This is a genomic window from uncultured Kordia sp., from assembly GCF_947496985.1.
Lineage (GTDB): Bacteria > Bacteroidota > Bacteroidia > Flavobacteriales > Flavobacteriaceae > Kordia.
On the sequence record NZ_CANMEZ010000003.1, the window covers coordinates 484246 to 509796 of the forward strand.

Here is a 25551-nt window from a genome sequence, read left to right on the forward strand (position 1 = left end):
GTTGAGGTTCTTAAAATTTTTCAAAAACACCTAAACCAAAGAGTGCGAAATCGTACTTTACAGGATCCGTAGAATCCAATTTACGCAAAGCGATATCTAGTTCTAACAAAGCTTTGTTATCGTTTTGTTTTCGTTTTAATAAACCAAGTTTTCTAGCAACATTTCCAGAATGTACATCTAACGGACAAGATAACTGTGAAGGAGAAATTGTTTTCCAAATGCCAAAATCAACACCTGTGTTGTCATTACGAACCATCCAACGCAGAAACATATTAATACGTTTGGCAGCACTTCCTTTTTTTGGATCAGAAACGTGTTTGCGCGTACGATCGGGATGCGGAATACTAAAAAAAACTTCTTTAAACTCTGAAATTACATTTTGTAATCGATTTTCTTTAGAATTTGAAAAAACAGCTTCCAATCCACCATGATGTTCATATATATTTTTCAATGCTTTGATGAAAAACACAAAATCAGTTCCGTTAAACGTTCGATGCACAAAAGATTGTAACGATTCTAAATCTTCTTCAGTATGATTCATCACAAAGTCATATGGTGAATTTCCGAGCAAATTCATCATCTTTTTTGCGTTATTATTGATCATTTTTCTGTTTCCCCAAGCTATTGTTGCTGTTAAAAAAGCAGCAATTTCAATATCTTCTTTTTGATCAAATTGATACGGGATTTGAATCGGATCGCTTTCTACAAATTTTGGTTGATTGTATTCAACGACCTTTTCATCAAGAAAGACTTTTAATTCAGTTAAATTCATATTAAATTGGAGTCTAATCACAAAAATAATTATTATTTTCATTACAGATATAATCTCACCTATATGTTTACAAATTACTCAAGATTTATTTTATTGATTGCACTACTTTTTTCATCTATTTCTTTGGCACAAACTCTTTCTGGAGTTGTACTTGATGAAAAAACAAAAGAACCTTTATATGGTGTTTCCGTATATTTTGACGGAACTACTAATGGAACAGCTACTGATATGCAAGGAAAATTTGTGATCAGTTACAAAGCATCTACAGAATCTGCATTGGTAGTCAGTTATTTAGGGTATAATACACAAATATTTGATGTACGAAAGCTAACGAGCGGCGTTAAAATATATCTAAAATCAAAACCAGAAAGCTTAGGTGTCGTATTTATTGAAAATGATCCGTGGCCACGGAAAAGAAAAATGGCAATATTTAGACGCGAGTTTATAGGAAAGACTGTTGGTGCTTCTGAATGTAGAATATTAAACGAAGATGATATTGAAGTCGTGTTTAATCCGACTACAAAAAAACTTACTGCATACGCTTCCAAACCAATTCTTGTAAAAAATAAATATTTAGGATATACAATTTCCTATAATATGGAAGAGTTTGAAGCGCAATTAAATGTATCACGTAACGGATTTACCACAACTAGAAGTGTATATGTAGAAGGTACAAGTTTTTATTCTGAATTACGTAAAAAAACACGAAAACGGAACTTAAAAGCAAGAGAAAAAGAATACGAAGAATCTATATTACATTTTATGCGCTCGTTGGCAAAAAAACAATTGGAAGAAAACGGTTTTCAAATTTTTCACAAAGGTTTTATTGTACCACCATATAAATATTTTGATGTTACGTTAGAAGGTGAAAATGCCAAAATTGATATGAAAACAAATAAATTGATCATTGTATATGATAGGTTTCATAAATCATCTTTGACAATTCCGTATGAGAATAAAGTATTTTACATCAATAAATTTGGAAACTTTTCACCTCCGAAAAAGTTATCTTTCGGAGGGTTTTTTGGTAAAAAAAGAATTGCAAATACATTGCCGCTAGATTATAACTTATAACTTTCGTTAAGTTCGTCTTCTAAAGTATTGATGAAAGAGATAAGTGCACTAATTTCTTCATCTGTTAGGTTAAGTGGATCTGGTGGAAGTGTCTGATTTTCTAAATCAATTCCAATACCTGCGCCACCGCCTAGATTGTAAAACTTTAAAACTTCTTCCAAGGTGTCATATACACCATTGTGCATATACGGAGCAGTTTTAGAAGCATTCCGAACCGTTGGTGTTTTAAAGGCAAATCGTTTCAATTCGGCCTGCGCAATAGCATAACGTCCAACATCTTCATCTACTGTAGCATTTTCCCAAGCTTTTGAATTAGGAACGCCTAACACTTCCAATTCACTTTCGGTAAAGTAGGGTGGAACTGTACCATTAAAAACTGGTGCAAAGTGACAAGTAGCACATTTTCCTTTTCCCATAAATAGATTAAAACCAAGCGTTTCTTCTTCCGTAAATGTATCTTCTTTTCCAGAAATATTTCTGTCAAATTTTGAGTTGAAAGGTGTTAAAGTTCTAATATACGTAGCTATGGCGTTTCGTACAGATTTATGCTCAATTCCTTGTTTGTATAAATTTTCAAATCGTTTTTTATAGATAGTGGACTTTTCTAATTTTTCAATAATAATAGCTGTATTGGCATGAAATTCTTTCTTATTATTAATGACATCTAAGATTTGATTTTCTAAATTTTCTACACGCGCATCATAAAATTGCGATTGTTGTAAACTAGCATATAGAAGCGTAGGAGAATTACGTTGTACAGAGTTTCCAGTATTATCTTTAGAGAAGCGCAAACCGTCTGTAAAAGCTTTTTCTGGCTGATGACAACTTGCACAATTCATTTTGCCAGACGCTGAAAGTGAAGCGTCAAAAAATAAATCTTTTCCCAATTGCGCAATTTCAGGAGACACATTTGGACTGTATCTAGGTTTAAATGTATTTGGATTAAACGTTTCAGCATCAAAAAATGATTCAATTCCGTAGTTGAGTTTTCGATCTAATGGAAATTTTACATTCCAATCCGTTGCTGTTTGATTCCACAAAGCAACCATTGGATGCAAGTTATTTTTAATGAAATCATATCTATTGAACGCATCAAAACTTTCTGCATTAGTAAAGGATTCTTCAGCTTTTTTAAAAGCATTCATCCAACTTTTGTATAATTCCTTGTCATTAAAATAATCTTCATAAAATTTAAAATAGGTAGCTAAACTTGTAAAAACTTCTTTGTTTTCAGGAATAGATTGTAATAGTACAGGCGAATCAAAGCCAGATATTCCTAACGACATAACACGAACTAGCGCCTGACGTGTTAACCATAAAAACTTATAATCTGTATGTTTTAGAATAGAATTGTGCTTCTGTTCAAGTTTTAATTTATTGTAAATATCATTTGCGTATGCATGAATTGCTTCAATGTCAATATCTGTTTCAGCAATGGCTTCTTCCAAAGCTTGAAAACCAGAAGCTTCTACTACTTTTTCTGCATTGTCGCCTTCATCAACTTTAGGCAAATTTGCTTTGTTCAATCCATAATAATTCGCACTATTATAAAAAGATAAAATAGGTTCCAAGCGTTTAAATGCCAATCGTGATTGTTTGAAATGGTACAAAATGCTGTCCTTGTTTGTAGCTTCGCACAAAGCAAAAACTTCTTCTAAACACATTGTAATATCTGCTGCATATTGTGTTTTAATAGCAGTTGTAATTGTAGCAGTATTTTGTGCAGGAACAGGAATTGTTTCGGCAGTCTTTTTACATGAATTTAAGAAACTCATGCATATAACAAAGAGGCTTATTAAATAAGCCTCTTTAGGTAGATTAATTTTTCTTTGCATGGTTTTATCGTGCTAATCCTTTAACAACTAATAAAATACTTCCTTCATCACTACTGTTAGCGTCAGTTCCTGCACCATCAGGATTTAAGAAGGCGTCGCTTTTCCAAGAATGCGCTTGTTGAATCAATAAGAAAGTATCTGGTTCACCAATAATGTCTGAAATATCAATCATTCCTGTAAGTTCCCATTTTCCCCATCTATCATCAAAACTTGCATATCCGTTATCAACTGCTTGTACAGTTCTGTGTGCTGATTCTAAAACTACTTTTAATTCACCACTATTTAAGTTATACTGATATAAATATGCGTCGTGTTGTTTTACCATATCATCTACATATCCGTTTGGATCTTCTTGAATGTACGCGTAGTTTTCAGTTACTAAAATATTATCTGGACTGTGAAATGTTTTTGCTTTTCCAGCCAAGTCATCTCCATTTAATACCAACGTTAACTTTCCTACTAACGGATTGTTTTCGTCTAATACTAACTTATACGTCCGTCCGTATTTTGTACGTGTATCCGAGTTAGAACTATGTCCTGTAGCATTGAAATAGATTTCTCTATTGGCAGCAGCAGAACCTTTTCTGTAATCAATATCTTCTACACGATTGAATGCCATTACGTTTTTGGCTATACTTTCTGCATTTAACTCATTGTACGTAGTTTGTTCAAGTTGCATAAATTCCACATTGTACTCAGTTCCTACGACTAAATCGTTGTCTGTGATAGTTCCGTCACCAACCTTCATTCCGTAAAGACTTCCGTTGTGTAAATCGCCTAATGTATTAGAAACATACATAGCTAACTGTCCACCAGCATCTCCACGACTATCGTCACCAATCATGATTACTGTTTTTCCTTCAAAAGCATTTTTATTTAAAGGAACAGCGTTTTCAATTGTCCATTGTCCCATTGCAGGTAATATTTCTGCAACACTAGCGTCAGAAGCAGCTTTATACGGATCTACCATAAATACGTTATTCGTAGGCATTGATCCCCATTCTCCACCACTAAAGTACACAGGCCCATATCCGTGTTCTTCAGGCGTAGCTAAACTTCCAGAACATTGAGCAGTGTTTCCAGTTGCGTCTGAATTTAAGATGTATTCTCCTTTTACAGGTTTAAAAGTTGCATCGAGAGTGATACGTGCAATAGCATAATCGGCTTCAATGTTATTTATTAATGTAAATGTTCCGTCTTGATTTCTTAATAAACCACAACCATCTGCCATACTTCCGTATACAAAGTTTGGAGAATCTGATAATGCATCTTCAGAGCTTAAAATGCTGTATACTTCTATGTTGTTAAATTCAGATTGCTTTGTTACAAAAGCAGGTGTCATTGAATGATTTTTTAATTCAATTACTGAATTATTTGTGCCTGGAATGTCTACAGTATTATTATCATCACTATCACATGATATGAATGTAATTAATCCTGTTAAGGCTAAAATTTTTGAAATAGTTTTCATCGATTTATTAGTTTGCGAATTTTTAGTTGCACAAATCTATTGATGAAGTGTTAGTGAATTTTTAGCACAATATTGTTTTACGTTTACCTGTATATTAAGTTAACGTTTCTAGTTTAAGTTTGTATGAAATTGTAGTTAAGTGTCTTTTTTGATAGCAAAATCGGTTATTTTATAGAAATGATGCGTTTAAACTCCCATTGCGTGATTATACCAAAAATTTATACCTTTTACTTACTGGTAACGATCTAAGAAATAAAAAAGTTTGTCAAATAGGTATGGAAAAAGACCTATACATACTTCTGCAAATACAAGTAGTGTTTTAGTTTGTATAATTTTTTCCAGACGATGTATTCGGACGAAATATTCATTGAGTTTTTAAACAAATAAAATTACTCTTGTTTCAAAGTATGAAAGTCATTATTATGAAAATAATGAATGTTTTTTGTCAATATTAATGATTGAGTTGTTCAGGATTATTTATTCAAAAGTGATTTCATTTGTAGTACTAGAAATGACTTGATTATTTTCAAAAACAGCTGTCATTGTAAATTGTACAGTAGTTGTTGATGGAATCTCTGTATCAAATCTTAAAAATCTTTCAAGATATGTATGACTATGATTTGTATTTATCCACAACCTATGCATGTCAAATAGTTCACCTTGATTGAATTGGTGTTCAACAATTACATGGTCATTTAATGATTCTCCAGCAGGAATCCCAAATAAAGGAACATTTGCAGTAAGCGTGATCGTACTCACAAGTTTTACGTTTGTAAAATGTTCATCACAAGAAATGGAAGCATAAGCTGTGTTTATAACTCCTGACTTTTTAGATAGGAGTGAAGCCATTTCTACATAGTAATCAACATTATATTCTAAATTGAAATTTTCATTTGCTACATTGGTACTATCTTCGTCTAAATCATCTTTAGCAGAGAGTGCTATTGAGGTTATAAATACATTGTAATCGTCACTACAACAGGCATAAAAAAAGAGTTGTACAAAGACTACAAAAACAACAAGCTTAATAATTTTTTGTTTCATATTTTTCTATGGTTTCCCAATAGATGCAGGAACACAAAAAAGGTTGCGTTTTTTTGAATTATAAATGTAAAATGCTAAATTTTAAAGTGTTTTTATTAAAACAATTCTAAGAAACAATATTCCCATCTCGCATTACAATTTTACGATCGGCCATTTCTGCTAATTCTTTGTTATGCGTAACAATGATAAATGTTTGTCCAAACTTATCGCGAAGTTTAAAAAATAAATTGTGTAAGTTTTCTGCCGATTCAGAATCTAAGTTTCCACTTGGCTCATCAGCAAAAATGATAGAAGGCTTGTTCATTAAAGCTCTGGCAACAGCTACACGTTGTTGTTCTCCTCCAGAAAGTTCATTGGGTTTATGATCATAACGATGCGACAATCCTAAGAAATCGAGTAACTCTTTTGCTCTTTTTTCAGCATCAGCCTTATTTGTATTTTTAATAAAAGCAGGAATGCATACATTTTCAAGTGCTGTAAACTCCGGAAGCAATTGATGAAACTGAAAAATAAATCCGATATGATTGTTTCTAAACTTAGCCAATCCTTTTTCTGAAAGTCTTCCTATTCGCTCATCATTGATAATGAGTGAGCTTTCTTTGTTAGGAGTCATTTTATCTAAGGTTCCTAATATTTGAAGCAGAGTAGTTTTTCCCGCTCCCGAAGCGCCAACAATGGAAACAATTTCTCCTTTTTTGATATTTAAATCAATTCCTTTAAGTACTTCTAAATCGCCGTAACGTTTGCGTATATTTTTCGCTGTAATCATGGATTCTCCTATAAAAGTTCCAATTTACTACATAAAGCTGTCATGCACAATTATGAATTAACTTTCCCTCTTCTTTTTTTACTTTTGAAGATGTTTTTTACATTATTATAATCGATAAAGTATACCAAACGAAGTGATAATGTATGATCAATTGGCTCATCAAAGAGTTTATTTAAACTACTAAAATATGTATCCGAAGAAGCTTCTGTCTGATTAAAAATTTGATTCCTATATAATGCAGTTAAAAAACTACCAGGAGCAAATTGCCATGTATAATTTAAATCTAAATTCCAAGTACTGAAGTTAATGTTAGAATTTCCTAAATTTAAATCTTCAAAGCTACTTTGCGATTGTACCAAACGTCCGTTGTCTCTTAAAAAATAAGGGTTGTCGTCATAATCAACTGTAGACCAGTAATTTCTGAAGGTTAAGTTTAAGCCATGTAACGAATTGAAACTATAATTAGCAGAAATACTATTAACTAAGATGATTTGATCACGTTGTCCAAAGATGATTTCGTTTTCCAAATCATTGGAGTCATTTGCATATCCTCTACGATTATTTTCAATGTTTAAAGATGATCTGTATACTAATATACATTTATCATTTACACGAACTCTTGGCTCTATATTTATTCTATAACTAGTAAATCCCTGATCTTTTTCAAATAACGTAGAAAAACCTAGATTTACATCAAGAGCGAATGTTTTGTTATAATCTGTAGAAATGAAACCTCTTAAATTCAATCTGTTTTCAGTAAGAAAGAAACGTTTGTTATCAAAATCACGTGGTTCAAAATAATCAAACTGTTTTCCTGGTGCAAAGCTTGCATTTCCACCAAATCCCATCAAGCTTTTTTTCAAAACTCCAAATAGATTTACACCAAAATTAGCACCTGTATATACATCAGGACTGTACAAACGGCGATAGTTTACCCATGTATTAATTCTAAAGTTATTTAGCTTTTTTGTAGGTTCAAATATTTGATACGAAGCATCCAGTCCAAAGTTGTTGAAGTTGTTTCGAAAATTCAATCCTAAATCATTGATGTCATATTTTGTATTAGAAAAACTATGATCAAAACTATATCTGAATTTTCCGCTAATCTTACGAATGGCAAAGAATGAATTGAAACCAGTTTCAGTTCCAGTTTCTAAGTTTCGATTGCTCATTTTTAATTGAGCATCAACATTTACAGTATTCTTTTTATTTACAATATCAGCTACAAGTGCCGTTACATTAGCATCTCTAAAACCGCTTCCATCTCTGGTAACATTTGTATTTATTAAACTAATTGAAGAGTTTTTATTAAATTGCTGATCTACAACCATAATGTTATAGTTAGTCAACGGTTCTATAACTTCTTCACGGAATTCGCCAGTATCGTTGTTTCGGATAGTAGCTTTTGTTTTTTCGGTAATTGCATTAAAGAAACCAATACCCAAACCGTTTTTAGTTCTTCCTGAAACTTTTACCGCATTTATTAATTTTACTTCATCGGGAGAATCAACAACTTCTTCATTGTCGGCTGTGTCAGCACTTCTAGACGGAGCATTTCCTATACGACGTGAAAAGAATAATCGTCCTTTATTAAACAAATCGACACCTTCTGTGAAGAATTGTCGTTGTTCAGAGAAAGTTTGTTCAAAAGGCCCTAAATTCAATTGAAGGTTGTCAAATCCAGCTTGACTGAAATCAGGAACCAACGTAGCATCCAATGTAAAGTTTTCAGTAATTCCATACTTTACATCCATTCCAAAATTATATTCGTCGGTCGTTTGCCCATCGCTTGAACGAACTACAGCTGAGGTAAAGGGATAAAAAATTAAACGTGTTGGCGGATGAATATCACGTAATCCTTTCAACTCTCCAGCGTATAATCCAATATATCCTTTTGTTGGGTCAAAGGCATTCCATGTATATTGTTTTCTAGTTTTTCTAAATTGTCGGTGAAATTGAATTCCCCAAGTTGGCACTTTCTGATTGGTAAAACGAAGTGTACGATAAGGTATTTTTACTTCCACAATCCAGCCATCGTCAACCATTGTTGCAGCATTTTTCCAAACAGCATTCCAACTAAAATCTTCTCCAACACTCGGATTTGCAATGGCATCTGCTTGATTTCCATTTGGAAATACAAAAAACTCAGTGTCATTCTGTCCGTCATTGTTTGGATTAATTACAATTCCCAAAAAATCATTAATTCCAAAATTATCACGCGTTGTAAATTGACGCATAATATTTTCAGGTTTATCATACATATATGCAGCAACGTATATTGCTTCATCATCGTATGTCATTTTTACAACGGTTTTCTGAAAATCGGGTAATGTATGTCCAATATCTGGTCTAAATTGGATAAAATCGGTTGCTATATCAGCATCTTTCCATACTTCATCATCTAAAACGCCATCAATTTTTGGAGGATTAGAAGTTCGTTTAATATTATAAGTTTTTTTTGGAATACTATCTTGAGCAACAGAATTGAGGGAAAAAGATAAGAGTAGTACGAATACTAAAAGGCGGCTCATTGTTTACAGTTTTTTGATTGATGATGTCTTAAAGAGTAAGGGAATTTGAAATTGTTACAACAAGACAACGCAAAACTAGGTGGATACTTCACTTTTTTATCCTAAAAAAAAGTTAAATGTTGCTTAAAATTTTTAACAAATACAGTATTTCAACACAGTTTACATGAAGTTTTTTTGAGTATCTTTAACAACTTTGAAAATGAAATTTGAGAATCATGCCCTATAAAAAATTAGAAGAATATAATATTGAAGTTACGAAAGAAGTAAAAGATCGTTATAAGACTATTATAGAAGAACTTGGTGAAGATACCACGCGTGAAGGTCTATTAAAAACACCTGAACGTGCCGCAAAAGCTATGCAGTTTTTGACACAAGGTTATGAAATGGATCCAGCTGCAATTTTGAAAGGAGCCATGTTTGCCGAAGATTATGATGATATGGTGATTGTAAAAGATATTGAATTGTATTCGTTATGTGAACATCATATTTTACCATTTTTTGGAAAAGCCCATATTGCCTATATTCCGAACGGTCATATTGTTGGATTGAGTAAATTGCCTCGTATTGTAGATGTTTTTTCGAGACGATTACAAGTGCAAGAACGTTTAACACATGACATTTTAGAGTGTATCAATAACACGTTGAAGCCCAAAGGTGTTGCCGTTGTGATTGAAGCTTCTCATATGTGTATGATGATGCGTGGCGTACAAAAACAAAATTCTGTAACCACAACTTCGGGCTTTAGAGGTGCTTTTGAAAAAATAGAAACGAGAACGGAATTTTTAAAATTGATCAGTTCGAGTTTATCTTAAATAGTATGTTTCTTTGAAAAAAATCCAATTCATATTTTTGTTTTTATTCCTGTGTAATAGTTCACTGTTTGCGCAAAAGTCACTACAGGACTGGAATGAGTTTGAAACTGCTTTCGTGAAAGACTTTAAACGATTGCATATTGCAGATTTACAAATTTATTATGTAGATAATTTAGAACTCATACAAAGCAATCGAAATATTGCGAAGCAAGAAAAGATGTTTTTAAGGTATAAAATAGCTTTGAAATCAATTGATTTTGAGAAGTTAACGAAATCTCAACAATTGGATTATGCATTGGTTTCGTATGAAATTGATTTACACCTAGAACGTATTGTTCTTGAGAAAAAGTGGCTAAGCATTAAACCAAAAAAAATTTCTACAGAAGGCTTACAGCAAGTTCCCATGGGAAAAGAATGGTATGCATATTTCTTAAAAAAGTGGGTAGATGCAGAAGTGACACCTGACGAGTTGTTTCAATTTGGATTATCAGAAATAGAACGAGTGAAAAAAGCAATGAATGCTATTGAAAAAGCATCAGGTTTGGATAGTTTGGAATATCAAAATTATATCAATAGACCAGTATTCTTTTTTAATGATGTAGCTACCATTCAAAAAAGCTTTGAAATTTTTAAAGAGGAGATTTCACCAAACTTAGTCGGGCATTTTCCAAAAGTAGATCAATTACCAGATGTATATATAGAACAAGGGAAAAATAAGGCATACGGACAAGTTCCTGCCTATTATGCTGAAGTGAGAAGTACATTTTATTACAATTATTTTGATACTCCTTTTAATCGAAGACAGGTTGCTTGGATTTTTATGCATGAAGCCATTCCAGGACATCATTATCAAATTAAATATGAAGATCAGTTAGAGAAATCAAAGATCAAAGAATTGTTTTCATATAGTGGTTACCGTGAAGGTTGGGCAGCATATGTGGAAGAACTCATTCATGAATTTGGTACGTATACTACAAAATATGACGAGTTAGGAAAGTGGGAATGGGACATTATTCGTTCGGTTCGTGTGGCAATGGATGTTGGATTAAATTATTATGACTGGAGTGATGAAAAGGCATTAGAATTTTGGCAACAACACATTCAGGGACAAGATGATATTGCGAAACGTGAAATTGGCCGTATGACACGTTGGCCAGCACAAGTAATTACATATAAGTATGGTGTCAACCAAATATTACAATGGAAAGCGCAACTCACAGCAACACTCCCAAGAGGAAAAGAATTTCCTTGGTTGGCTTTTCATACAAAAATTCTGCAAAACGGTGCGTTGCCATATTCTGTGATGGACGCTGTAATTTTTGGGAATTAGATTATTTATATCTTTTTTATATAGAAAAATGCCTTATTGGAAGGATCTGAAAGTAATATACGATTTCCATCAGTTACAATTTGTTTGCCTCCGTTTTGAGAATTAAATTGGTCAGGAGTTTCATATAAACCAGCAACTTCTATCGTTTCTATATAAGCAATATAATATGTGTCAACAGTATAGTATTTCCATCCAAAAACACGCTGATAAAAAGTCATTTGGATTCATAAATAGTGTCGTTTTTTGGCATCCAATCAGGAGGTTTTATAAATGCTAGTAACTTATTTTTTATGCCGTTGATTTGTTTTAATTTTCGAAAGAAGCGCGCAATTCCATGAAAAAATACTTTTACTGGATTTACACTATTTAATGGCTCTGAAATTCCATAGACAACTTTTTCTACTTCGGGTTCAAATGTACCTAATAAACGATCCCAAATGATAAAAATCCCAGCATAGTTTTTATCCCAATATTGACGATTTGATCCATGATGTACTCTATGATGTGATGGTGTATTGAAGATATATTCAACAGGTTTTGTTAATTTTCCAATGATTTCTGTATGCAATAAGGTTTGAAATACTTGCACAAACACTTCTGAAAGTAAAACCAAAATAGGATCAAATCCTAGCATAACTAGCGGCAAGGAAAATGCAATAGGTAAAATAGCATCAAAAGGTCCAAAACGATATGCAACTGACATATTAAAATGCGGAGAACTGTGATGAACAGTATGCGTAGCCCAACCGATCCCAATACGATGCATCATGCGATGTTCCCAGTAATAGGCAAAATCTGCCAAAATGATACAAGCAATAATTGTTGTTAAGTTTAATTCTAAATGTGGTAAACTAAAATGATGATGTATCCAAAAATAGACTTTAGTTATTGCTAATATTCCTAACGTAATTTCTATGATTAAGAAAGCTCCAAATGTTATGACATTAGCAATACTATCTAATACCAAATCTTTGTTGAGCCGTTTTAAAAAGGCATATCGAATTAATTCCACTACAAAAAATGGAACAATAATATAGAGCAGACTTAAGTCATTGAATATGTAAAACCAGTATTCAATATCAATCCAATCGATTTTCTTTGATAAAAATTCAATCATGATTATTGTTTTTTCCAAGTTTCAAAACCATTATACTCATAATAATTGTAACTCAATTGAAAAGTATTTTCATCAACCATATCAATTGTACAATCAACATCATATATTTCTCCTTCATATTCAATTTCATAAATGCCTTTTCCTTTGTATCCATCAAATGAAGTTATACTAAGTGTTTTTGTTTTTTTAGCTTTTTCACTATGTCCTACTTTGTCCAAATATGAAACAGTATATGCGTTAAATTTGTTACCTTCTTTTTGTATTTCATATAGTATGGAACCTTTAAATTCCTTTTCATTGTACTTTACAATCCACTTTCCAACAATATAATCTGTTTCATTGTTTATAGTGTATTGTGAAGTTTTTTCAGCACTGTTAACTGAAGTTGTATCATCATAAGAATTAAAGTTTTGTGGACTGTTTTGAGAAGCATAAGTTACTAAGTGTGCGCCGCCTGCAATGAAGACAATAACCAACAAGCTTCTGAATAATAAAGTTGAATTTTTCATAAGTTTTGTATTTCGTACAAATATCCATTGTCATTTTCACTCTTTTTTTGACATAGATCAAAAAGGTATTTTGATGGTTGATATTTTTTTAGCTATGGTAGTTTAATTTTGTGTTCTCAATCTGCTCAACGTTTCTTGAGAAATTCCTAAGAAAGAAGCAATATAGCCAAGTTTTATGTATAATTCAATATCAGGGAAGTAGGTGAGTAGAGTTTCATATTTTTCATTGGGAAGAAGAAAAGATCAACTTTTTTAAAATTCATCCAGAAAAGTCAGCATTTCTTCTGTGAGTAACCGGGCAAAATTTCCAAATGAAGGAAAATCGGCAATTAATTTTTGATACTTTATATAACGGATCTCATATGGTACAGAATCTTTCAAACATTCAATTTGCTTAAAGCCAGCTTTTTGTTAGTAAAAACTATGCCAAGATGTTATGTATTGTTGTTCTTTATAAAACTAAGAAGAAACTTTTTTGCCATCATGATAATAGTAACTATGTAAAATTCCTTTATCTATAAAATACAAATAGTTTACTTTATATCTTTGTGTTAAGATCTTAGTTCCTTGTTCAATTTGTTTGACTTCAAAGTCCGGTTGAATTCTTTATAATAAGTCTTGATTTAAAAAAACAGCATTTGTCTATATACTCTAATAATGTTTCTCTTTTATGAATTTTTATTTTCTTCATAATAGGCTAAAACATGTGCTGGAATTTCCATTTGTTGTGGCAAACCTTTGTCAGGAATTGGATATTCTGCAACTTGTTTTAAAGGTACTAAACCAGCCCAAACATCTAAATTGTAATCTTCTGGCTCGTCACCAACGCCAACATCTCTAACTTTAGCGGAAGCGGTTTCAATTGTCATTTCAACAACCAATGTTCTGTCTAACTCTTCTTTATGCATTGGTCTAATTTCGTCCCAACGACCTTTCATCATATGTTCCATAAAACAAAATAACGCTGCGTCCTTTTCTTTTGGATCTTCAATTTTTTTGACAGCACCAAACAAGGTTGCTGAACGATAATTCACAGAATGATGCAAACCCGAACGTGCTAAAACAAGTGCGTCTAAATGTATTACTGTCATGCTCATTTTTTTGGCTTCTAATAAAGCAAGTAACATTCTATTGGCTTGCGAACCGTGTAAATAAATTTTGTCACCTTTCCGTCCATACGCCATAGGTAACGTAATGGCGTTGTCTTCATATATATAACTTACATAACCAATGAAACCAGCATCTAAAATGGTATTGATTGCAGAAACATCATACGTAGCTCTTATTTGTCCACGTTTAATTCTGTTTAATTTTGACTTTGAATATTCTTGCATATTTATATCTTTTTTGAGAATACTATATTCTCATAGGAAGTTCCATTTACTAGAAAATTTAACTCACCGACGTTTTTAAAATCATTTCTTTCGTAAAATCGGATAGCTCTATTGTTTTTAATATACACGGAAAGCCACATGGTGTCTAATTGTAATTCTTTGGCTTTTTCTACAATAAAAGCTAAAAATTGTTGCCCAACTTTAAGAGGTATAAACTCATCGAGAACGTAGATTTTTTCTAATCGGCAATTGTTTTTTGAAACAACATTTTCATTTGGCGCATTCAACACTAGCTTCGCATAACCTATAGGAAACTGATTTACATAAATTATGTAAAAAAAGTTTTTAACGTTTAGTATTTCTTGTCTAGTTTTAGAAATAGAAAAAGCATTGTTTACATAGGCTGTTAAGTCATTTTTATCAGCAATAAAATGACCGTGAGATTCAATATATGTAATTCTACCTAATAGGGCTAGAACTTCTGTGTTTGCTTCAGTAGCGGTTTTAATTTCAATCATTTATAATACTATTTTATCTTTCTTCTGGAGGAATTTTTTTAAACTTTTTTGAATTGAGTTTCACTTTTTCTAAATCTTTTGGTTTAAAGATTTGTTTGGCTGAAGCCGGATACTTCTCAATCATTTTATTTGGTCGAATCGGACGTGCTACAAAATTTCCAGAACAACTTGGGCATACATTTTCAAAGATTTCGAGCGCACAATTTTCACAATATGTACATTCAAAAGAGCAAATCATGGCTTCTGTAGAAGTATTAGGCAATTCTTTGTCGCAATGCTCACAATTAGGTCTTATTTCTAACATATTATAGGTATTTATCCTTGATAATTTCTATATGCCAAACATCGTGACCTAGAATTATAAAAGCTGCAGCTCTAGCAGACAAAGCATCTCCATTTGAATTTCCTATAAAAGACAAATCTTCATCAGTCAAACTATTAAGAATTGAAATTGAATTGGTACGATTTACGGTAAATTCATTCAATAAATCTTCAATTGATTTGTCATTTGCTAAAGATGGACCAGCATATATATTTTGATCATATCCAGCTAGCGGAGTAGTATCTCGTCTAGCAATTCTAAAACAACGATACATAAAAATACGCTCTGTATCTATCATATGTTGTAATACTTCTTTGATGCTCCATTTTTCAGGCTGATACTGATAGGTTAATCTCTCATTAGGAATTGATGTAAAGAAATTGATTATGTCTTCCTTTCCAAGTTCAAAGCCTTTTCTTAGCACAGTTTCATTAGTTAATGTATTAATATATCGTGCATAATATGTGCCAAATTCTGAAATATTTAGATCTGATTTTATCATTCTTTCTGCTTTTGTAGTTCAAAAATACTATATTTATGGACTGTTAAAGTCGTCCAGAATAAATATAATTAGTAGTCCAGATGTTTCCATACAAGACCAGTATTAAGTTTGATAGAAAATGTAACCAACCATTATATTTACAATTGTCTAATCAAATTATTCAATTTATCAAGCATCAAAAATTAATACCAAATACTAAACTTCCTGGTAGTAGAACTCTAGCCGAACAATTGCAAGTACATCGAAAAACAATTGTGGCTTGTTATGAAGAGTTATTGCTGCAAGGTTGGGTAGAAAGTATTCCAAAAAAAGGAACTTTTGTGCATCGTAATTTACCTGAATTAGATCAACAAAAATTGCATGATACAACAGTTTTTGATTTTAAAAAAACAGCAGGTTTTTCGTTTTATAAAAACCCTATTTTACCGAAAAAACCAAAAGAGAAGTTAGAAAAATTCATGTATTTAGATGATGGAGTTTCAGATGGAAGATTAACGCCAATTGATGATATAGCAAGAACGTACAGAAGAATTTCGGCTAAAAAACACATATATAAGCATTTATCATACGTAACTACTTTTGGAAATAATACGTTGCGAGAAGTTTTAGCCAATTATTTAAGCGGAACAAGAGGTTTACGCATTACAAAAGATAACATATTAATTACACGCGGTAGTCAAATGGGAATTTGGTTATCATCACAATTATTATTGAAAAAAGAGGATGTCATTGTTGTTGGAAGTACTAATTACGGATCAGCTGATTCTACCTTTTTGAATCAACAAACACAATTAAAACGTGTGTCTGTTGATGAAAACGGAATTGTAACAGACGAGATTGAAAAACTTTGTAAACAAGAGCAAATTAAAGCTGTATATGTGACATCACACCATCATCATCCGACGACAGTAACACTTTCTGCCAAAAGGAGAATTCACCTTTTAAACCTTTCACGACAGTACAACTTTGCAATTATTGAAGATGATTACGATTATGATTTTAATTACAATCACGCTCCAATTCTGCCTTTGGCAAGTCATGATACAAACGGAAACGTAATATACATTGGTTCAGTTTGCAAAACTGTTGCACCAGTATTTAGAATTGGATATTTAATTGCTCCAAAGGAATTTGTAGACGAAGCGGCTAAACTAAGAGGTTTCGTAGATAGGCAAGGAGATGCCTTATTAGAGTTGACATTCGCTGATTTTATAAAATCAGGTGATTTGGATAGACATATTCGTAAAGTGATGAAAATTTACAAACAACGTCGCGATTTATTTTGTAGACTTTTACAAGAGGAATTAGGTGATTTTTTTGAGTTTGAAATTCCGAAAGGAGGAATGGCAGTTTGGGTAAAATTGAATTCAACCTATTCATGGAAAGCCATTTCAGAAGTTGCAATAACACATAAATTAGAAATAGGAACCTGGGAGCGTTATGATATTGCTAATGTGGGACATAATTGTATACGAATAGGTTTTGCATCTTATAATGAAGAGGAAATTCACGAATTGATATATAGATTAAAGAAAACGATTTTTGAAGTTGTAAACTAGTAGAATCATTTTTAATTATATAAATGTAAATAGATGGCATTTTAAATTCTGAAGTAGTATCTATTTTGGCATTTTTATTGCTTTAGTTATATTAGAATAATTAAAAACTACATGACAAAACACAACAAAGACAACAAAATTTTAAAACTAGTACTAGGAATCATTTTTGATTTAATAGGATATGTTTCTTATTTCGTCCCAGGATTGGCCGAAATATCAGATATCGCTTGGGCGCCACTTTCTGCTTGGTTAATGACTCGTATGTATAAAGGAACTTCAGGAAAAGTAGGAGCTGTAATTACATTCATAGAAGAAGTGTTGCCACTTACAGATGCTATTCCAACATTTACATTGATGTGGTTATATACCTATGTTTTTAATCCAAAAAAAGATGATGAAAACGACAATGTAATTGATATTACTGATATGCAATAACTAAAAAATCCCTTAGAAACTTCTAAGGAATTTTTTATGTGTAATATACGGTTTATATGCAATTACTGAATAGTTACAGGGAAAGTAACAGAAATATCAGTTTCTCCACCAGCATCACTTAAACCAGTATTTGGCTTTGTTGGCTCATGACGAAGTGTTATTGTGTACGAACCAGTACTTGCAGCTCCAGTAGTTACATCAAATGTAGTTCCTAATGGGTTGCCGTTTCCATCTAAGTTTAAGTTTGCAGTTGTAATATTTAAACTAGTTGTTGTAGTAAAGAAGAATTGGTGCTCATCATCTTCTTCTTCAACTTCTAAAGTAATGTTTTCTGCAGGAGTTTCTGTTTCATTTAATAAAACAATAGCTCCATTATACGTTGTTGAAGCTGCTAAATTTCCAGATACAGTTATTACCGGAGCATCTGGTCCATCACCATCTAAATCACGTGATTGTAATGTAATTGCTGCGCCACCACCAACTGGAGTTAAGGTTGCTGTTAGTGTAGTAATTACTTCTTCTTCATTTACAGGAGCAGGTGCATCATCATCACTAGAACATCCTGTAATAAATGTTGCTGTCATTGCCATTACTGCTAAAATTGAAATCTTAAATTTTTTCATGTTTGAATTTTTTAATACGAAATTTTTAAATTAATTGAAATGTTTCTACCCAAATCATCTGCATAATAACGCAAACGGTTTAAGTAATTTCGATAGTTAGTATCGAATAAATTCGAAATAGATACACCAACATTTAACATTGTTTTTTTACCAATATTAAAATCTGCATTTGTATGCAAGTGAAGTAAATGATACGCATCCGGTGGCGTACTTACATCTACTAACTCAAGTGTATTTGTTTCAGGAATAAAAGCTTCAAAATTATTATCAGGGAATTCATTTTGTCTAAATGTATATTCACTTTGTAATTCAATTCGAAGGTTTTTTAATTCCTCATTTTTATATACCAATCCGTTAGTTGTATTTACGGGTGGCATATCTATTAATGGTAAATCTAGTGTTCTGTCATATCCTTTGACTAATGAAAATTGATGAAAGAAACTCAAATTTTTTGTAAAGGTTAGCGACGCATCAATATCAAGTCCTAATAGACGAGCATTGGTTTGTCGGTATTCCCATACTTGAAAATTTCCTCGTATAGTTTGTCGAATTTCTGTTGGTTCAATAATCATAAAGTCATTTATAAAATTGATATAAGGATTCACTGAAAAACCAAAAGTACTTCCTTTCTTCTGTAATGTAATCGACATTTTGTGTGCATTTTCAGAATCAAAACGCAAGTCTCCTAATTCAATTCGAGATGCGGAATGATGCAATCCTTCGCTAAATAATTCAGATGGGTTCGGAGCACGAGACGCCAACGAATAATTAGCAAATAATGTATAATCATCATTGATTGTATAGCGAGTTCCTATTGTAGCGGATACATTTGAATAGTTCAATTTCGGGTTGGTTAATATTTGATTACCAAATACATCGACTACGATTTCAGGAAATAGTTCATCGTAGTTACGTTCTTCCCAGAAAGAACTTTTATAAAACTTTTGGGCGTCAATATTAAAATAATCAAATCGACCACCAACTTCGACCAAAAAGTTGTCCGTTATTGAAAAATCAGCAACACCGTAAATTCCAAAATTAAATCGTTTATAATCAGGAATTAATCTTCTTACACCAGTACTAGGATCAGCCACATTTTTTTGATATTGTGCCATGACCCCTGTTTTTAAGTTAAAAAGGTCGGTATTGTTTGTATCTAAATCCAAACGTATTGTTTGTGAGTTTAATGCTAAATCTAGGGATGCTTTGTTTGCATCGTCACCTCTACGAATATCAAATTCTAGACGTTCGTTTTGTTGAAAATCATATTGAAGTGTAAGTTTTCCTAAGTTCTTAATATTTTTAAATGCACGTATTTTAAATAGATGATGTGTTACATCTTGTTTTGGAGCGTCTATTTCGTACGTGAAATCATTAATAATTAAAGGTATGCCACTATTAATGGCTCTAACTTGATCACTTGCACCACCAATATGAGATGCACGCAAAATGCCGATTTCATTTTTAAAGAAAGAATAATATGCTTCTACACCGTAGTCGAAACGATTGACTCCGATTCTGGCAGAAATGCTACGCTCAAATACACCTGTGTTACTAAGTATATAATCTGGCGATTCATAGTCGCCAAAACGTTTCATGCTTCCTTGGAGTGATCCGTACCAACCATTTTTATAACTTTTGGTAAGTGTAGAAGTAATGTTTCCTCCGCGACCATTGGTAGCAGCTGTAACATGTGTTTTACCGTATATGGTATCTTTTACTGGAATTTTGGAAGCCTCTGTTACAATGACTCCACCAACTGCATCACCACTGTATTTCAACGCTCCTGCGCCTTTAATAACTGTAATGTTGCCAATGGTATTGACATCGATGCTTGGAGCGTGTTCGGCTCCCCATTCCTGATCTTCCATACGAACACCATTGTTCATCACCACAATACGACTACTGTGTACACCATTTATAATAGGTTTTACAACAGCATTTCCCGTATTTAGAGAAGAAACACCACTCATTGTATTTAGAATATCTCCTAAGGAGCTATTACTAAAACGATCTAATTGTTTTTCCGTTATTTTCTGCTCAAAAATTGTTTTGGTTTTGTTCCCAAAAACTTCAGCACTTAACGTAATAGCATTCAGCTCTTCTAAATGATGTTCTAGTTTGAAATTTCTTTCTAAATTACCAGACACCTTTACTTTATAAGCTTTTACCTCACAATTTGGATGTGATATTTGAATTGTATATGTTCCTTCACAAAGGTTTGAAAAAGTATACTTTCCATCAAAATCTGATGTCGTTGCTTTTTCAAGTCCTGCAATGATAAGTGTTGCACCCGGAAGTACAGAATTATCATGCAAGTCAATGATTTTACCAGATAGTGCATAGTTACAAGTTTCATTTTGAGCAACCATACTACTACATAGCAATAACATAAATAAATATGTTCGCATGTAAATATTCTTAATTAAAAATAAAAAGTTGTTTTGCTTTTCTTAAGAAAGAGTAGGAGGTGCACGTAATTGCGTATTTGTACGCGGTAAATCATAACATAATTGAGTAGTTGACCCTAATGTAGTTTCTGAAATAATTGGAGGCACTTGTAATTCAGGAAGATCTATAGCTTCATATATGAAGTTAGAAAAATGATAATCACATGAGTCACAATGTAAATTGTTTTCATGAATATGTGCCTTTTGTTCATGACATGTAATGATATCGTGGTTTTCTAATAATTGATGAGAAAACTGTATAAAAGATGGTAGCGCCAATGTTATGACTAACAATGAAGCAATGCAAATTTCTTTTATATTGATTATAATTTTCATACTTGTCAAGAACAATTTACTTGTTCCAGTAAAGAACAAAAGTACTAAATGCATTACGTTTAAAAAAATTAACTTTATAGAAACAGTGATATCTAACAAAGTAGCGTCAATTTGTATAATGAAAAGTACTGTTTTTTAGTGAAGTAAACTTATTTTATAATTCGCATACGTCTGAGCATTTTCTTTTCAAATTCCCAGAAAAATTTGAATTGCCCCAAAAGAGTCCCAAAAATGATTAGTAGTATTTGATAGATTGGTAAAATTATAATGATTCTAACAATCCAATACAAGAAACCGCCAAAAAAACCATCAGGAAATAGTGTTCGTGTAAAACCAATAAATTCTAGTATAGGTTTTGCTACTCTTACAGAGCTTGTTCCTGTTAAAGCGAAAACAATAAAAATGGTGATAATTTCCCAACGATATGTTGTGACCCATTTATTCTCTAGCTTTTTAAAACACCATAGAAAAAAGCGTAGCATTATATAAAAAAGTATACTAACAGCAATGAGCACTAAGATATAATAAAGCCATCGGTACTCTTGTCTGTCTATAAAATTGCGAATAATTCTTTTTGAAAAAAGGTAAGCTGTATATAATAACGCGAGAATTCCTAAAAAGGGAAAGGTTAGTTGCCAGTTGTTTTGGATTTCCCAACGTTCTTTAAATGCTTTCATGTGTAAATTTTACTTTTACAAAGATACACAACTTCTACATTATAAACGAGCTTGAAATGCTGCCAATCTCTGATTGTATCTTTGTTGAAAATATATGAAGTAATAATACAATTGATAGTTTACTTCATAACCATAGTCAACGCCTGGGCGAAAGTTAATTTCTTGCTGATACAAACTTGTATCAAAACGTCCCGGCTGAATAACACGTTGATTCCATTCTGTTACATATACAATATTACGAGTACGTAAAAATTGTTTAGAATAGTACTGTCGTGGTCGTGCATTTGCAACCATCCAAGCGGTAAAACCAGGTTCGAAGATGATGATTTCATAACCATCGTCATCTGCGATACGAATACTATCGGAAACTTGCGTAGTGTCGTCTGTTTTTTTTGTCATTGCTTTTTTTGGTGTGGCGCATGAAAAGACGACAAATCCTGCGCAAGCAATTAGTATGAATACTTTTTTCATAAAAAATTCAATTTGTATAAAGGTACGATTTTTTTGAGAGCTGCCCTATCATAACAAGTGAACGATACATATGAGTTCGTAACGAGTACTTTTGAGTGATTAAGATTTTTTAAGCAATATTTAGTAAAGTATAAAAGCTACGACTGACGCGTTTTTTTAAACCATAAAACAACAGCAAATACGAGTATACATATAAAAGCGATTGTAAAGTAGTTTATATAGTTATTTTCTGGCTGAAATGTTATGGCTTCATCCATGCCAATATGTGTCCAAGCTGCCCAATAGAAAGGCAATCTGGAAGCTGGACTGCTGATTTCATCATTTTGTAAATATTCTAATTGTGCTTTTTGCAACGCAACGCTTTTAGACATTCCTTGTTTTAAATTTGTATAGTACAATTTCATAATACTAGCAGAAGAAGCATCGGGAATACTCCATAAAGTTGCCGTAACACTAGGTACGTTTGAAAAATTGAATGCGCGTGCTAAACTTTGCAAACCTTCTCCTTTTTGATATTTTCCAAATCCTGTATTACAGGCGCTTAGTGTAATCATGCTAGAGTTAAAGTTATGATTGTAAATCTCGTTCAAACTTAATAAATTACTGTTGTTATCAGTAGTTTTAGTGAAAATCAATGCAGAAATATTCGGGTTTTGAGTATTTACCAATGCATGTGTAGCTAGATGAATACTAGTGGAATTTGTTGCGTTTTCAATGAAATTAGTTTTGGTTGCTTGTTCATTAGTCCATGATTTTCCATGCATTAATGTGGCGAGTTGTAGTGCTTCATCATCTGAAAAGCTAAGTTTGGAAAATAAACCATTTCGTAGATTTTCAGCAGTCAAATTGTTGTGAAGACTATCTTTTGTAACTGTTTGTAAATATTCTAATGTAGTTTCATCTAACTCTAAACCAAAAGAAGTAAATTTATTGGTACGTCTTAATTCTTCAGGACTTTGTACTAACATTTTTGAAAAATAATGATAGCTAACAGCGTATTTCTTTACAATAGCATTGTCCAAACGTATCCACGAATCACTTTTATTGGTTAGTAATGTTTGAAACGGAATTGTATGTAAAACACCATCAGGGATAACAGTAAGTTGTTGAATTTTAGTATTGTTTCGATAATGACTTAGTGGTTTTTCTAAAATTGTTTTATAAAGTTCAAATGCTGTTTGCAAGTATTGTTTTTCAGCAAGATTAAGATTGTTGTTTATATATACAATATCACTTAACGATTGTCTGTAAGTATCAATTAATTCTTGAAAATTTTCTGGTAATTTAATTTGATCTATAAAAAACTTTTCTTTCGAAATTGAAAATACATATATGCTTTCCTTTCCAAAAAAATATTTAAGAAATAACGTATTTGAATTTAAATTGTGTTGAACTTCTTTTACAGAAATTCCTTCTAAATCGTTGCGAAGTTTGGTAAACTTAGGATAGTTTATTGCAATCAAATCTTTCAATTCTTGAAATGCTTCTTTTTTAGTCACAAGTACATTTTGCAATGAATCTTTGTTTTCTGAATATTCAATTTTTTCGTCAAGTGTTGCAATTTGTTTTCTATGATTTTGAAATAAATCAATTTTATCCATAGGAATTCCTGCAGCTTTTAAAGCAGCTTGTTCGTTTACCAATTCACGTAAAACAAATGCATTGGCTCTTTGTGCTATTTGGAATGCTTCAGCTATGTATGTGTCATCTTTAGTGCGTTTATGCAAGATTAGTTTTGCCTTGATGAGATCTTTGTAAAAAGTATTCGTATGCGAACCCAACAGTAATTTAGAGTTTGTTTCTGTATAGTTTAATCGAATTTTTTCACCAAAGGTAATCGCAAGGTTATAGTTTTCAATTGCTTTATGTAACCAAGCTTCATTTTTAAAATCATGATACATTTCAATATAACAATCGCCTTTACTTTTAAATATTTCCATCAACCAAATTTCTAAGGTCCATAACTCTTGCGAAGGATTTATGGAAGGATCATTTTCTGTAAAATCAGGAATAAAAGTTTGCAGTGCTTTTTGATGATTTGCTAACGCTTTGTCATACTTTTTTAATGCCTTGTAAGTATCTCCAATTGAGAGTTGTACTTTTCCAATTTCACGTAAATTACCTTCTTCTTTAATATGATTTATACTTTGCTTATATAGGTCAAGTGCTTTTTTATGTTTACCAAGCTTTGCATAAATATCGCCAAGTAATATGCTCACAGTATTAAAATTAGTAATACAATACTGTTGATTTTTGGAAGCTTCTTTTTTACACTTTTCAGTGATTAAAAGTGTTTTTTTTGCAGTCACTAATGCTTTTTCATATTCTTCTAATTTATATAATATTTCAGCTTCGTACAACTCAAATGTACCATCTTTATTATCGATGATTTTTTGTGCACTTTTATATGTTTCTTGTGCCTTTTTTAAATTTTTGAGAAAGAGATAGGCATCACCTAAGGCTTTTAAGTTTTTCCAAACAATAATAGAATCATTGATAGATTTTCCATATTCGATACCACCTTTTAAATAAGGAATCACTTTTTGGTATTCACCTAGCTGAGTGTAAATTTGACTTATATTTCCATATGCCAAATTTATCATCAAAGTGTCTTTTGCTTTTTTGGAATTTTTTAAATTTTGTTTATAAGCGTCTAAACTATCAAAAATACGACCGGTTGCATTGTAACAAAACCCTAAAATGAACTGCATTTCTCCATGTATTTTTACTTCAGAATCTGGAAGTTGCGCAATCCCTTTTTTTATAATAGGAATACAAGAATTAGTATCTTTAGCATAATAAAAGTTATAAAAAATTGCTTTATGAGCTTTAAACCAAAGTGTCCATTTTTCTGCTTTTTGTAATATTGAAACCGTTTGTAATGCTAGTGTATTAGATTCTTTATATTTACCTTCTTCAGTAAGCGAATCTACTTTAATTAATAATTGTTTTGCAAAAATAGTATCACGTTGTATATCCTGCGATTTCCCAATGTATACTGAGCAAACAAGTACATACAACGTGAATATAATTTTTAGTTGTTTAATTTCGAATTTCAAA

At 32.0% G+C, this 25551-nt stretch carries 24 protein-coding genes; 5 read left to right on the forward strand and 19 right to left on the reverse strand.

Annotated features, from left to right (window positions below):
- Positions 1-10: 10 nt before the first annotated feature.
- Entirely contained in the window at positions 11-772 is a 762-nt protein-coding gene (locus Q0828_RS10595; protein ID WP_298420377.1) for a TIGR02757 family protein, read from the reverse strand.
- 63 nt (positions 773-835) lie between these two features.
- Here Q0828_RS10595 and Q0828_RS10600 point away from each other — a divergent pair, with 63 nt between their 5' ends.
- Positions 836-1846 (forward strand): carboxypeptidase-like regulatory domain-containing protein, encoded by a 1011-nt coding sequence (locus Q0828_RS10600; RefSeq protein ID WP_298420379.1) that lies wholly within the window; start codon positions 836-838, stop codon positions 1844-1846.
- Here Q0828_RS10600 and Q0828_RS10605 read toward each other — a convergent pair.
- The 5 genes from Q0828_RS10605 to Q0828_RS10625 form a co-directional block, all read right to left on the reverse strand.
- On the reverse strand, positions 1834-3681 hold the full coding sequence (locus Q0828_RS10605) for a cytochrome c peroxidase (RefSeq protein ID WP_298420381.1): 1848 nt from the start codon (positions 3679-3681) through the stop codon (positions 1834-1836). The genes Q0828_RS10600 and Q0828_RS10605 overlap by 13 nt on opposite strands.
- Before the next feature lie 4 nt (positions 3682-3685).
- The gene (locus Q0828_RS10610; protein WP_298420383.1) at positions 3686-5152 is read right to left on the reverse strand and encodes a phosphatase; all 1467 of its coding nucleotides are present in this window, start codon (positions 5150-5152) and stop codon (positions 3686-3688) included.
- A 477-nt stretch (positions 5153-5629) separates the two neighbouring features.
- Positions 5630-6196: a hypothetical protein gene (locus Q0828_RS10615; protein WP_298420384.1), complete on the reverse strand. Its 567-nt coding sequence runs from the start codon at positions 6194-6196 to the stop codon at positions 5630-5632.
- A 106-nt stretch (positions 6197-6302) separates the two neighbouring features.
- Entirely contained in the window at positions 6303-6965 is a 663-nt protein-coding gene (locus tag Q0828_RS10620; RefSeq protein WP_298420386.1) for an ABC transporter ATP-binding protein, read from the reverse strand.
- A 50-nt stretch (positions 6966-7015) separates the two neighbouring features.
- A complete protein-coding gene (locus tag Q0828_RS10625) occupies positions 7016-9496 on the reverse strand; it encodes a DUF5916 domain-containing protein (protein ID WP_298420387.1) in 2481 nt (826 codons plus the stop codon).
- 215 nt (positions 9497-9711) lie between these two features.
- Between Q0828_RS10625 and folE the strand changes: the two genes are divergently transcribed.
- Together folE and Q0828_RS10635 are read left to right on the forward strand one after the other, a co-directional pair.
- Positions 9712-10308: a GTP cyclohydrolase I FolE gene (gene folE, locus Q0828_RS10630; protein ID WP_298420389.1), complete on the forward strand. Its 597-nt coding sequence runs from the start codon at positions 9712-9714 to the stop codon at positions 10306-10308.
- A 115-nt stretch (positions 10309-10423) separates the two neighbouring features.
- Positions 10424-11638: a DUF885 domain-containing protein gene (locus tag Q0828_RS10635; protein WP_298420392.1), complete on the forward strand. Its 1215-nt coding sequence runs from the start codon at positions 10424-10426 to the stop codon at positions 11636-11638.
- A gap of 5 nt (positions 11639-11643) precedes the next feature.
- On the opposite strand, the gene Q0828_RS10640 is transcribed toward Q0828_RS10635, so the two are convergent.
- The 7 genes from Q0828_RS10640 to Q0828_RS10670 all read right to left on the reverse strand — a co-directional run bounded on the left by Q0828_RS10640 (position 11644) and on the right by Q0828_RS10670 (position 15940).
- Entirely contained in the window at positions 11644-11856 is a 213-nt protein-coding gene (locus tag Q0828_RS10640) for a hypothetical protein (RefSeq protein ID WP_298420394.1), read from the reverse strand.
- Positions 11853-12755, reverse strand: a complete 903-nt coding sequence (locus Q0828_RS10645; RefSeq protein ID WP_298420396.1) for a sterol desaturase family protein — start codon at positions 12753-12755, stop codon at positions 11853-11855. The genes Q0828_RS10640 and Q0828_RS10645 overlap by 4 nt, the downstream gene beginning before the upstream one ends.
- Before the next feature lie 2 nt (positions 12756-12757).
- The gene (locus tag Q0828_RS10650) at positions 12758-13264 is read right to left on the reverse strand and encodes a hypothetical protein (RefSeq protein ID WP_298420398.1); all 507 of its coding nucleotides are present in this window, start codon (positions 13262-13264) and stop codon (positions 12758-12760) included.
- 668 nt (positions 13265-13932) lie between these two features.
- Positions 13933-14598, reverse strand: coding sequence for a pyridoxamine 5'-phosphate oxidase family protein (locus Q0828_RS10655; protein WP_298420400.1), 666 nt, complete (start codon positions 14596-14598; stop codon positions 13933-13935).
- 2 nt (positions 14599-14600) lie between these two features.
- Positions 14601-15116, reverse strand: a complete 516-nt coding sequence (locus Q0828_RS10660; RefSeq protein WP_298420402.1) for a GNAT family N-acetyltransferase — start codon at positions 15114-15116, stop codon at positions 14601-14603.
- 13 nt (positions 15117-15129) lie between these two features.
- Positions 15130-15420 carry a DUF1272 domain-containing protein gene (locus Q0828_RS10665; protein WP_298420404.1) on the reverse strand — a complete coding sequence of 97 codons (291 nt, stop codon included), beginning with the start codon at positions 15418-15420 and terminating at the stop codon, positions 15130-15132.
- A 1-nt stretch (position 15421) separates the two neighbouring features.
- Positions 15422-15940, reverse strand: coding sequence for a DinB family protein (locus Q0828_RS10670; RefSeq protein ID WP_298420406.1), 519 nt, complete (start codon positions 15938-15940; stop codon positions 15422-15424).
- Positions 15941-16020: 80 nt separating this feature from the next.
- Between Q0828_RS10670 and Q0828_RS10675 the strand changes: the two genes are divergently transcribed.
- Together Q0828_RS10675 and Q0828_RS10680 are read left to right on the forward strand one after the other, a co-directional pair.
- Positions 16021-17499, forward strand: a complete 1479-nt coding sequence (locus Q0828_RS10675) for a PLP-dependent aminotransferase family protein (RefSeq protein WP_298420408.1) — start codon at positions 16021-16023, stop codon at positions 17497-17499.
- A gap of 111 nt (positions 17500-17610) precedes the next feature.
- Positions 17611-17934: a hypothetical protein gene (locus tag Q0828_RS10680; protein WP_298420410.1), complete on the forward strand. Its 324-nt coding sequence runs from the start codon at positions 17611-17613 to the stop codon at positions 17932-17934.
- A 62-nt stretch (positions 17935-17996) separates the two neighbouring features.
- Here Q0828_RS10680 and Q0828_RS10685 read toward each other — a convergent pair whose 3' ends face one another.
- The 6 genes from Q0828_RS10685 to Q0828_RS10710 form a co-directional block, all read right to left on the reverse strand.
- On the reverse strand, positions 17997-18557 hold the full coding sequence (locus tag Q0828_RS10685; protein ID WP_298420412.1) for a type 1 periplasmic binding fold superfamily protein: 561 nt from the start codon (positions 18555-18557) through the stop codon (positions 17997-17999).
- Positions 18558-18568: 11 nt separating this feature from the next.
- The gene (locus Q0828_RS10690) at positions 18569-20968 is read right to left on the reverse strand and encodes a TonB-dependent receptor (protein WP_298420414.1); all 2400 of its coding nucleotides are present in this window, start codon (positions 20966-20968) and stop codon (positions 18569-18571) included.
- Positions 20969-21010: 42 nt separating this feature from the next.
- Entirely contained in the window at positions 21011-21343 is a 333-nt protein-coding gene (locus Q0828_RS10695) for a hypothetical protein (protein ID WP_298420416.1), read from the reverse strand.
- Positions 21344-21492: 149 nt separating this feature from the next.
- A complete protein-coding gene (locus Q0828_RS10700; RefSeq protein ID WP_298420418.1) occupies positions 21493-22020 on the reverse strand; it encodes a DUF6787 family protein in 528 nt (175 codons plus the stop codon).
- 39 nt (positions 22021-22059) lie between these two features.
- Positions 22060-22491 (reverse strand): DUF6146 family protein, encoded by a 432-nt coding sequence (locus tag Q0828_RS10705; RefSeq protein ID WP_298420420.1) that lies wholly within the window; start codon positions 22489-22491, stop codon positions 22060-22062.
- Between the two features lie 137 nt (positions 22492-22628).
- The gene (locus Q0828_RS10710; RefSeq protein WP_298420422.1) at positions 22629-25550 is read right to left on the reverse strand and encodes a CHAT domain-containing tetratricopeptide repeat protein; all 2922 of its coding nucleotides are present in this window, start codon (positions 25548-25550) and stop codon (positions 22629-22631) included.
- Between the last annotated feature and the right edge of the window lies 1 nt (position 25551).

Coding starts and splice junctions, on each gene's coding strand:
- Q0828_RS10595 (WP_298420377.1), bottom strand. CDS start 772: ATGAATTTAACTGAATTAAAAGTCTTTCTTGATGAAAAGGTCGTTGAA.
- Q0828_RS10600 (WP_298420379.1), top strand. CDS start 836: ATGTTTACAAATTACTCAAGATTTATTTTATTGATTGCACTACTTTTT.
- Q0828_RS10605 (WP_298420381.1), bottom strand. CDS start 3,681: ATGCAAAGAAAAATTAATCTACCTAAAGAGGCTTATTTAATAAGCCTC.
- Q0828_RS10610 (WP_298420383.1), bottom strand. CDS start 5,152: ATGAAAACTATTTCAAAAATTTTAGCCTTAACAGGATTAATTACATTC.
- Q0828_RS10615 (WP_298420384.1), bottom strand. CDS start 6,196: ATGAAACAAAAAATTATTAAGCTTGTTGTTTTTGTAGTCTTTGTACAA.
- Q0828_RS10620 (WP_298420386.1), bottom strand. CDS start 6,965: ATGATTACAGCGAAAAATATACGCAAACGTTACGGCGATTTAGAAGTA.
- Q0828_RS10625 (WP_298420387.1), bottom strand. CDS start 9,496: ATGAGCCGCCTTTTAGTATTCGTACTACTCTTATCTTTTTCCCTCAAT.
- folE (WP_298420389.1), top strand. CDS start 9,712: ATGCCCTATAAAAAATTAGAAGAATATAATATTGAAGTTACGAAAGAA.
- Q0828_RS10640 (WP_298420394.1), bottom strand. CDS start 11,856: ATGACTTTTTATCAGCGTGTTTTTGGATGGAAATACTATACTGTTGAC.
- Q0828_RS10645 (WP_298420396.1), bottom strand. CDS start 12,755: ATGATTGAATTTTTATCAAAGAAAATCGATTGGATTGATATTGAATAC.
- Q0828_RS10650 (WP_298420398.1), bottom strand. CDS start 13,264: ATGAAAAATTCAACTTTATTATTCAGAAGCTTGTTGGTTATTGTCTTC.
- Q0828_RS10655 (WP_298420400.1), bottom strand. CDS start 14,598: ATGCAAGAATATTCAAAGTCAAAATTAAACAGAATTAAACGTGGACAA.
- Q0828_RS10660 (WP_298420402.1), bottom strand. CDS start 15,116: ATGATTGAAATTAAAACCGCTACTGAAGCAAACACAGAAGTTCTAGCC.
- Q0828_RS10665 (WP_298420404.1), bottom strand. CDS start 15,420: ATGTTAGAAATAAGACCTAATTGTGAGCATTGCGACAAAGAATTGCCT.
- Q0828_RS10670 (WP_298420406.1), bottom strand. CDS start 15,940: ATGATAAAATCAGATCTAAATATTTCAGAATTTGGCACATATTATGCA.
- Q0828_RS10675 (WP_298420408.1), top strand. CDS start 16,021: ATGTTTCCATACAAGACCAGTATTAAGTTTGATAGAAAATGTAACCAA.
- Q0828_RS10680 (WP_298420410.1), top strand. CDS start 17,611: ATGACAAAACACAACAAAGACAACAAAATTTTAAAACTAGTACTAGGA.
- Q0828_RS10685 (WP_298420412.1), bottom strand. CDS start 18,557: ATGAAAAAATTTAAGATTTCAATTTTAGCAGTAATGGCAATGACAGCA.
- Q0828_RS10690 (WP_298420414.1), bottom strand. CDS start 20,968: ATGCGAACATATTTATTTATGTTATTGCTATGTAGTAGTATGGTTGCT.
- Q0828_RS10695 (WP_298420416.1), bottom strand. CDS start 21,343: ATGAAAATTATAATCAATATAAAAGAAATTTGCATTGCTTCATTGTTA.
- Q0828_RS10700 (WP_298420418.1), bottom strand. CDS start 22,020: ATGAAAGCATTTAAAGAACGTTGGGAAATCCAAAACAACTGGCAACTA.
- Q0828_RS10705 (WP_298420420.1), bottom strand. CDS start 22,491: ATGAAAAAAGTATTCATACTAATTGCTTGCGCAGGATTTGTCGTCTTT.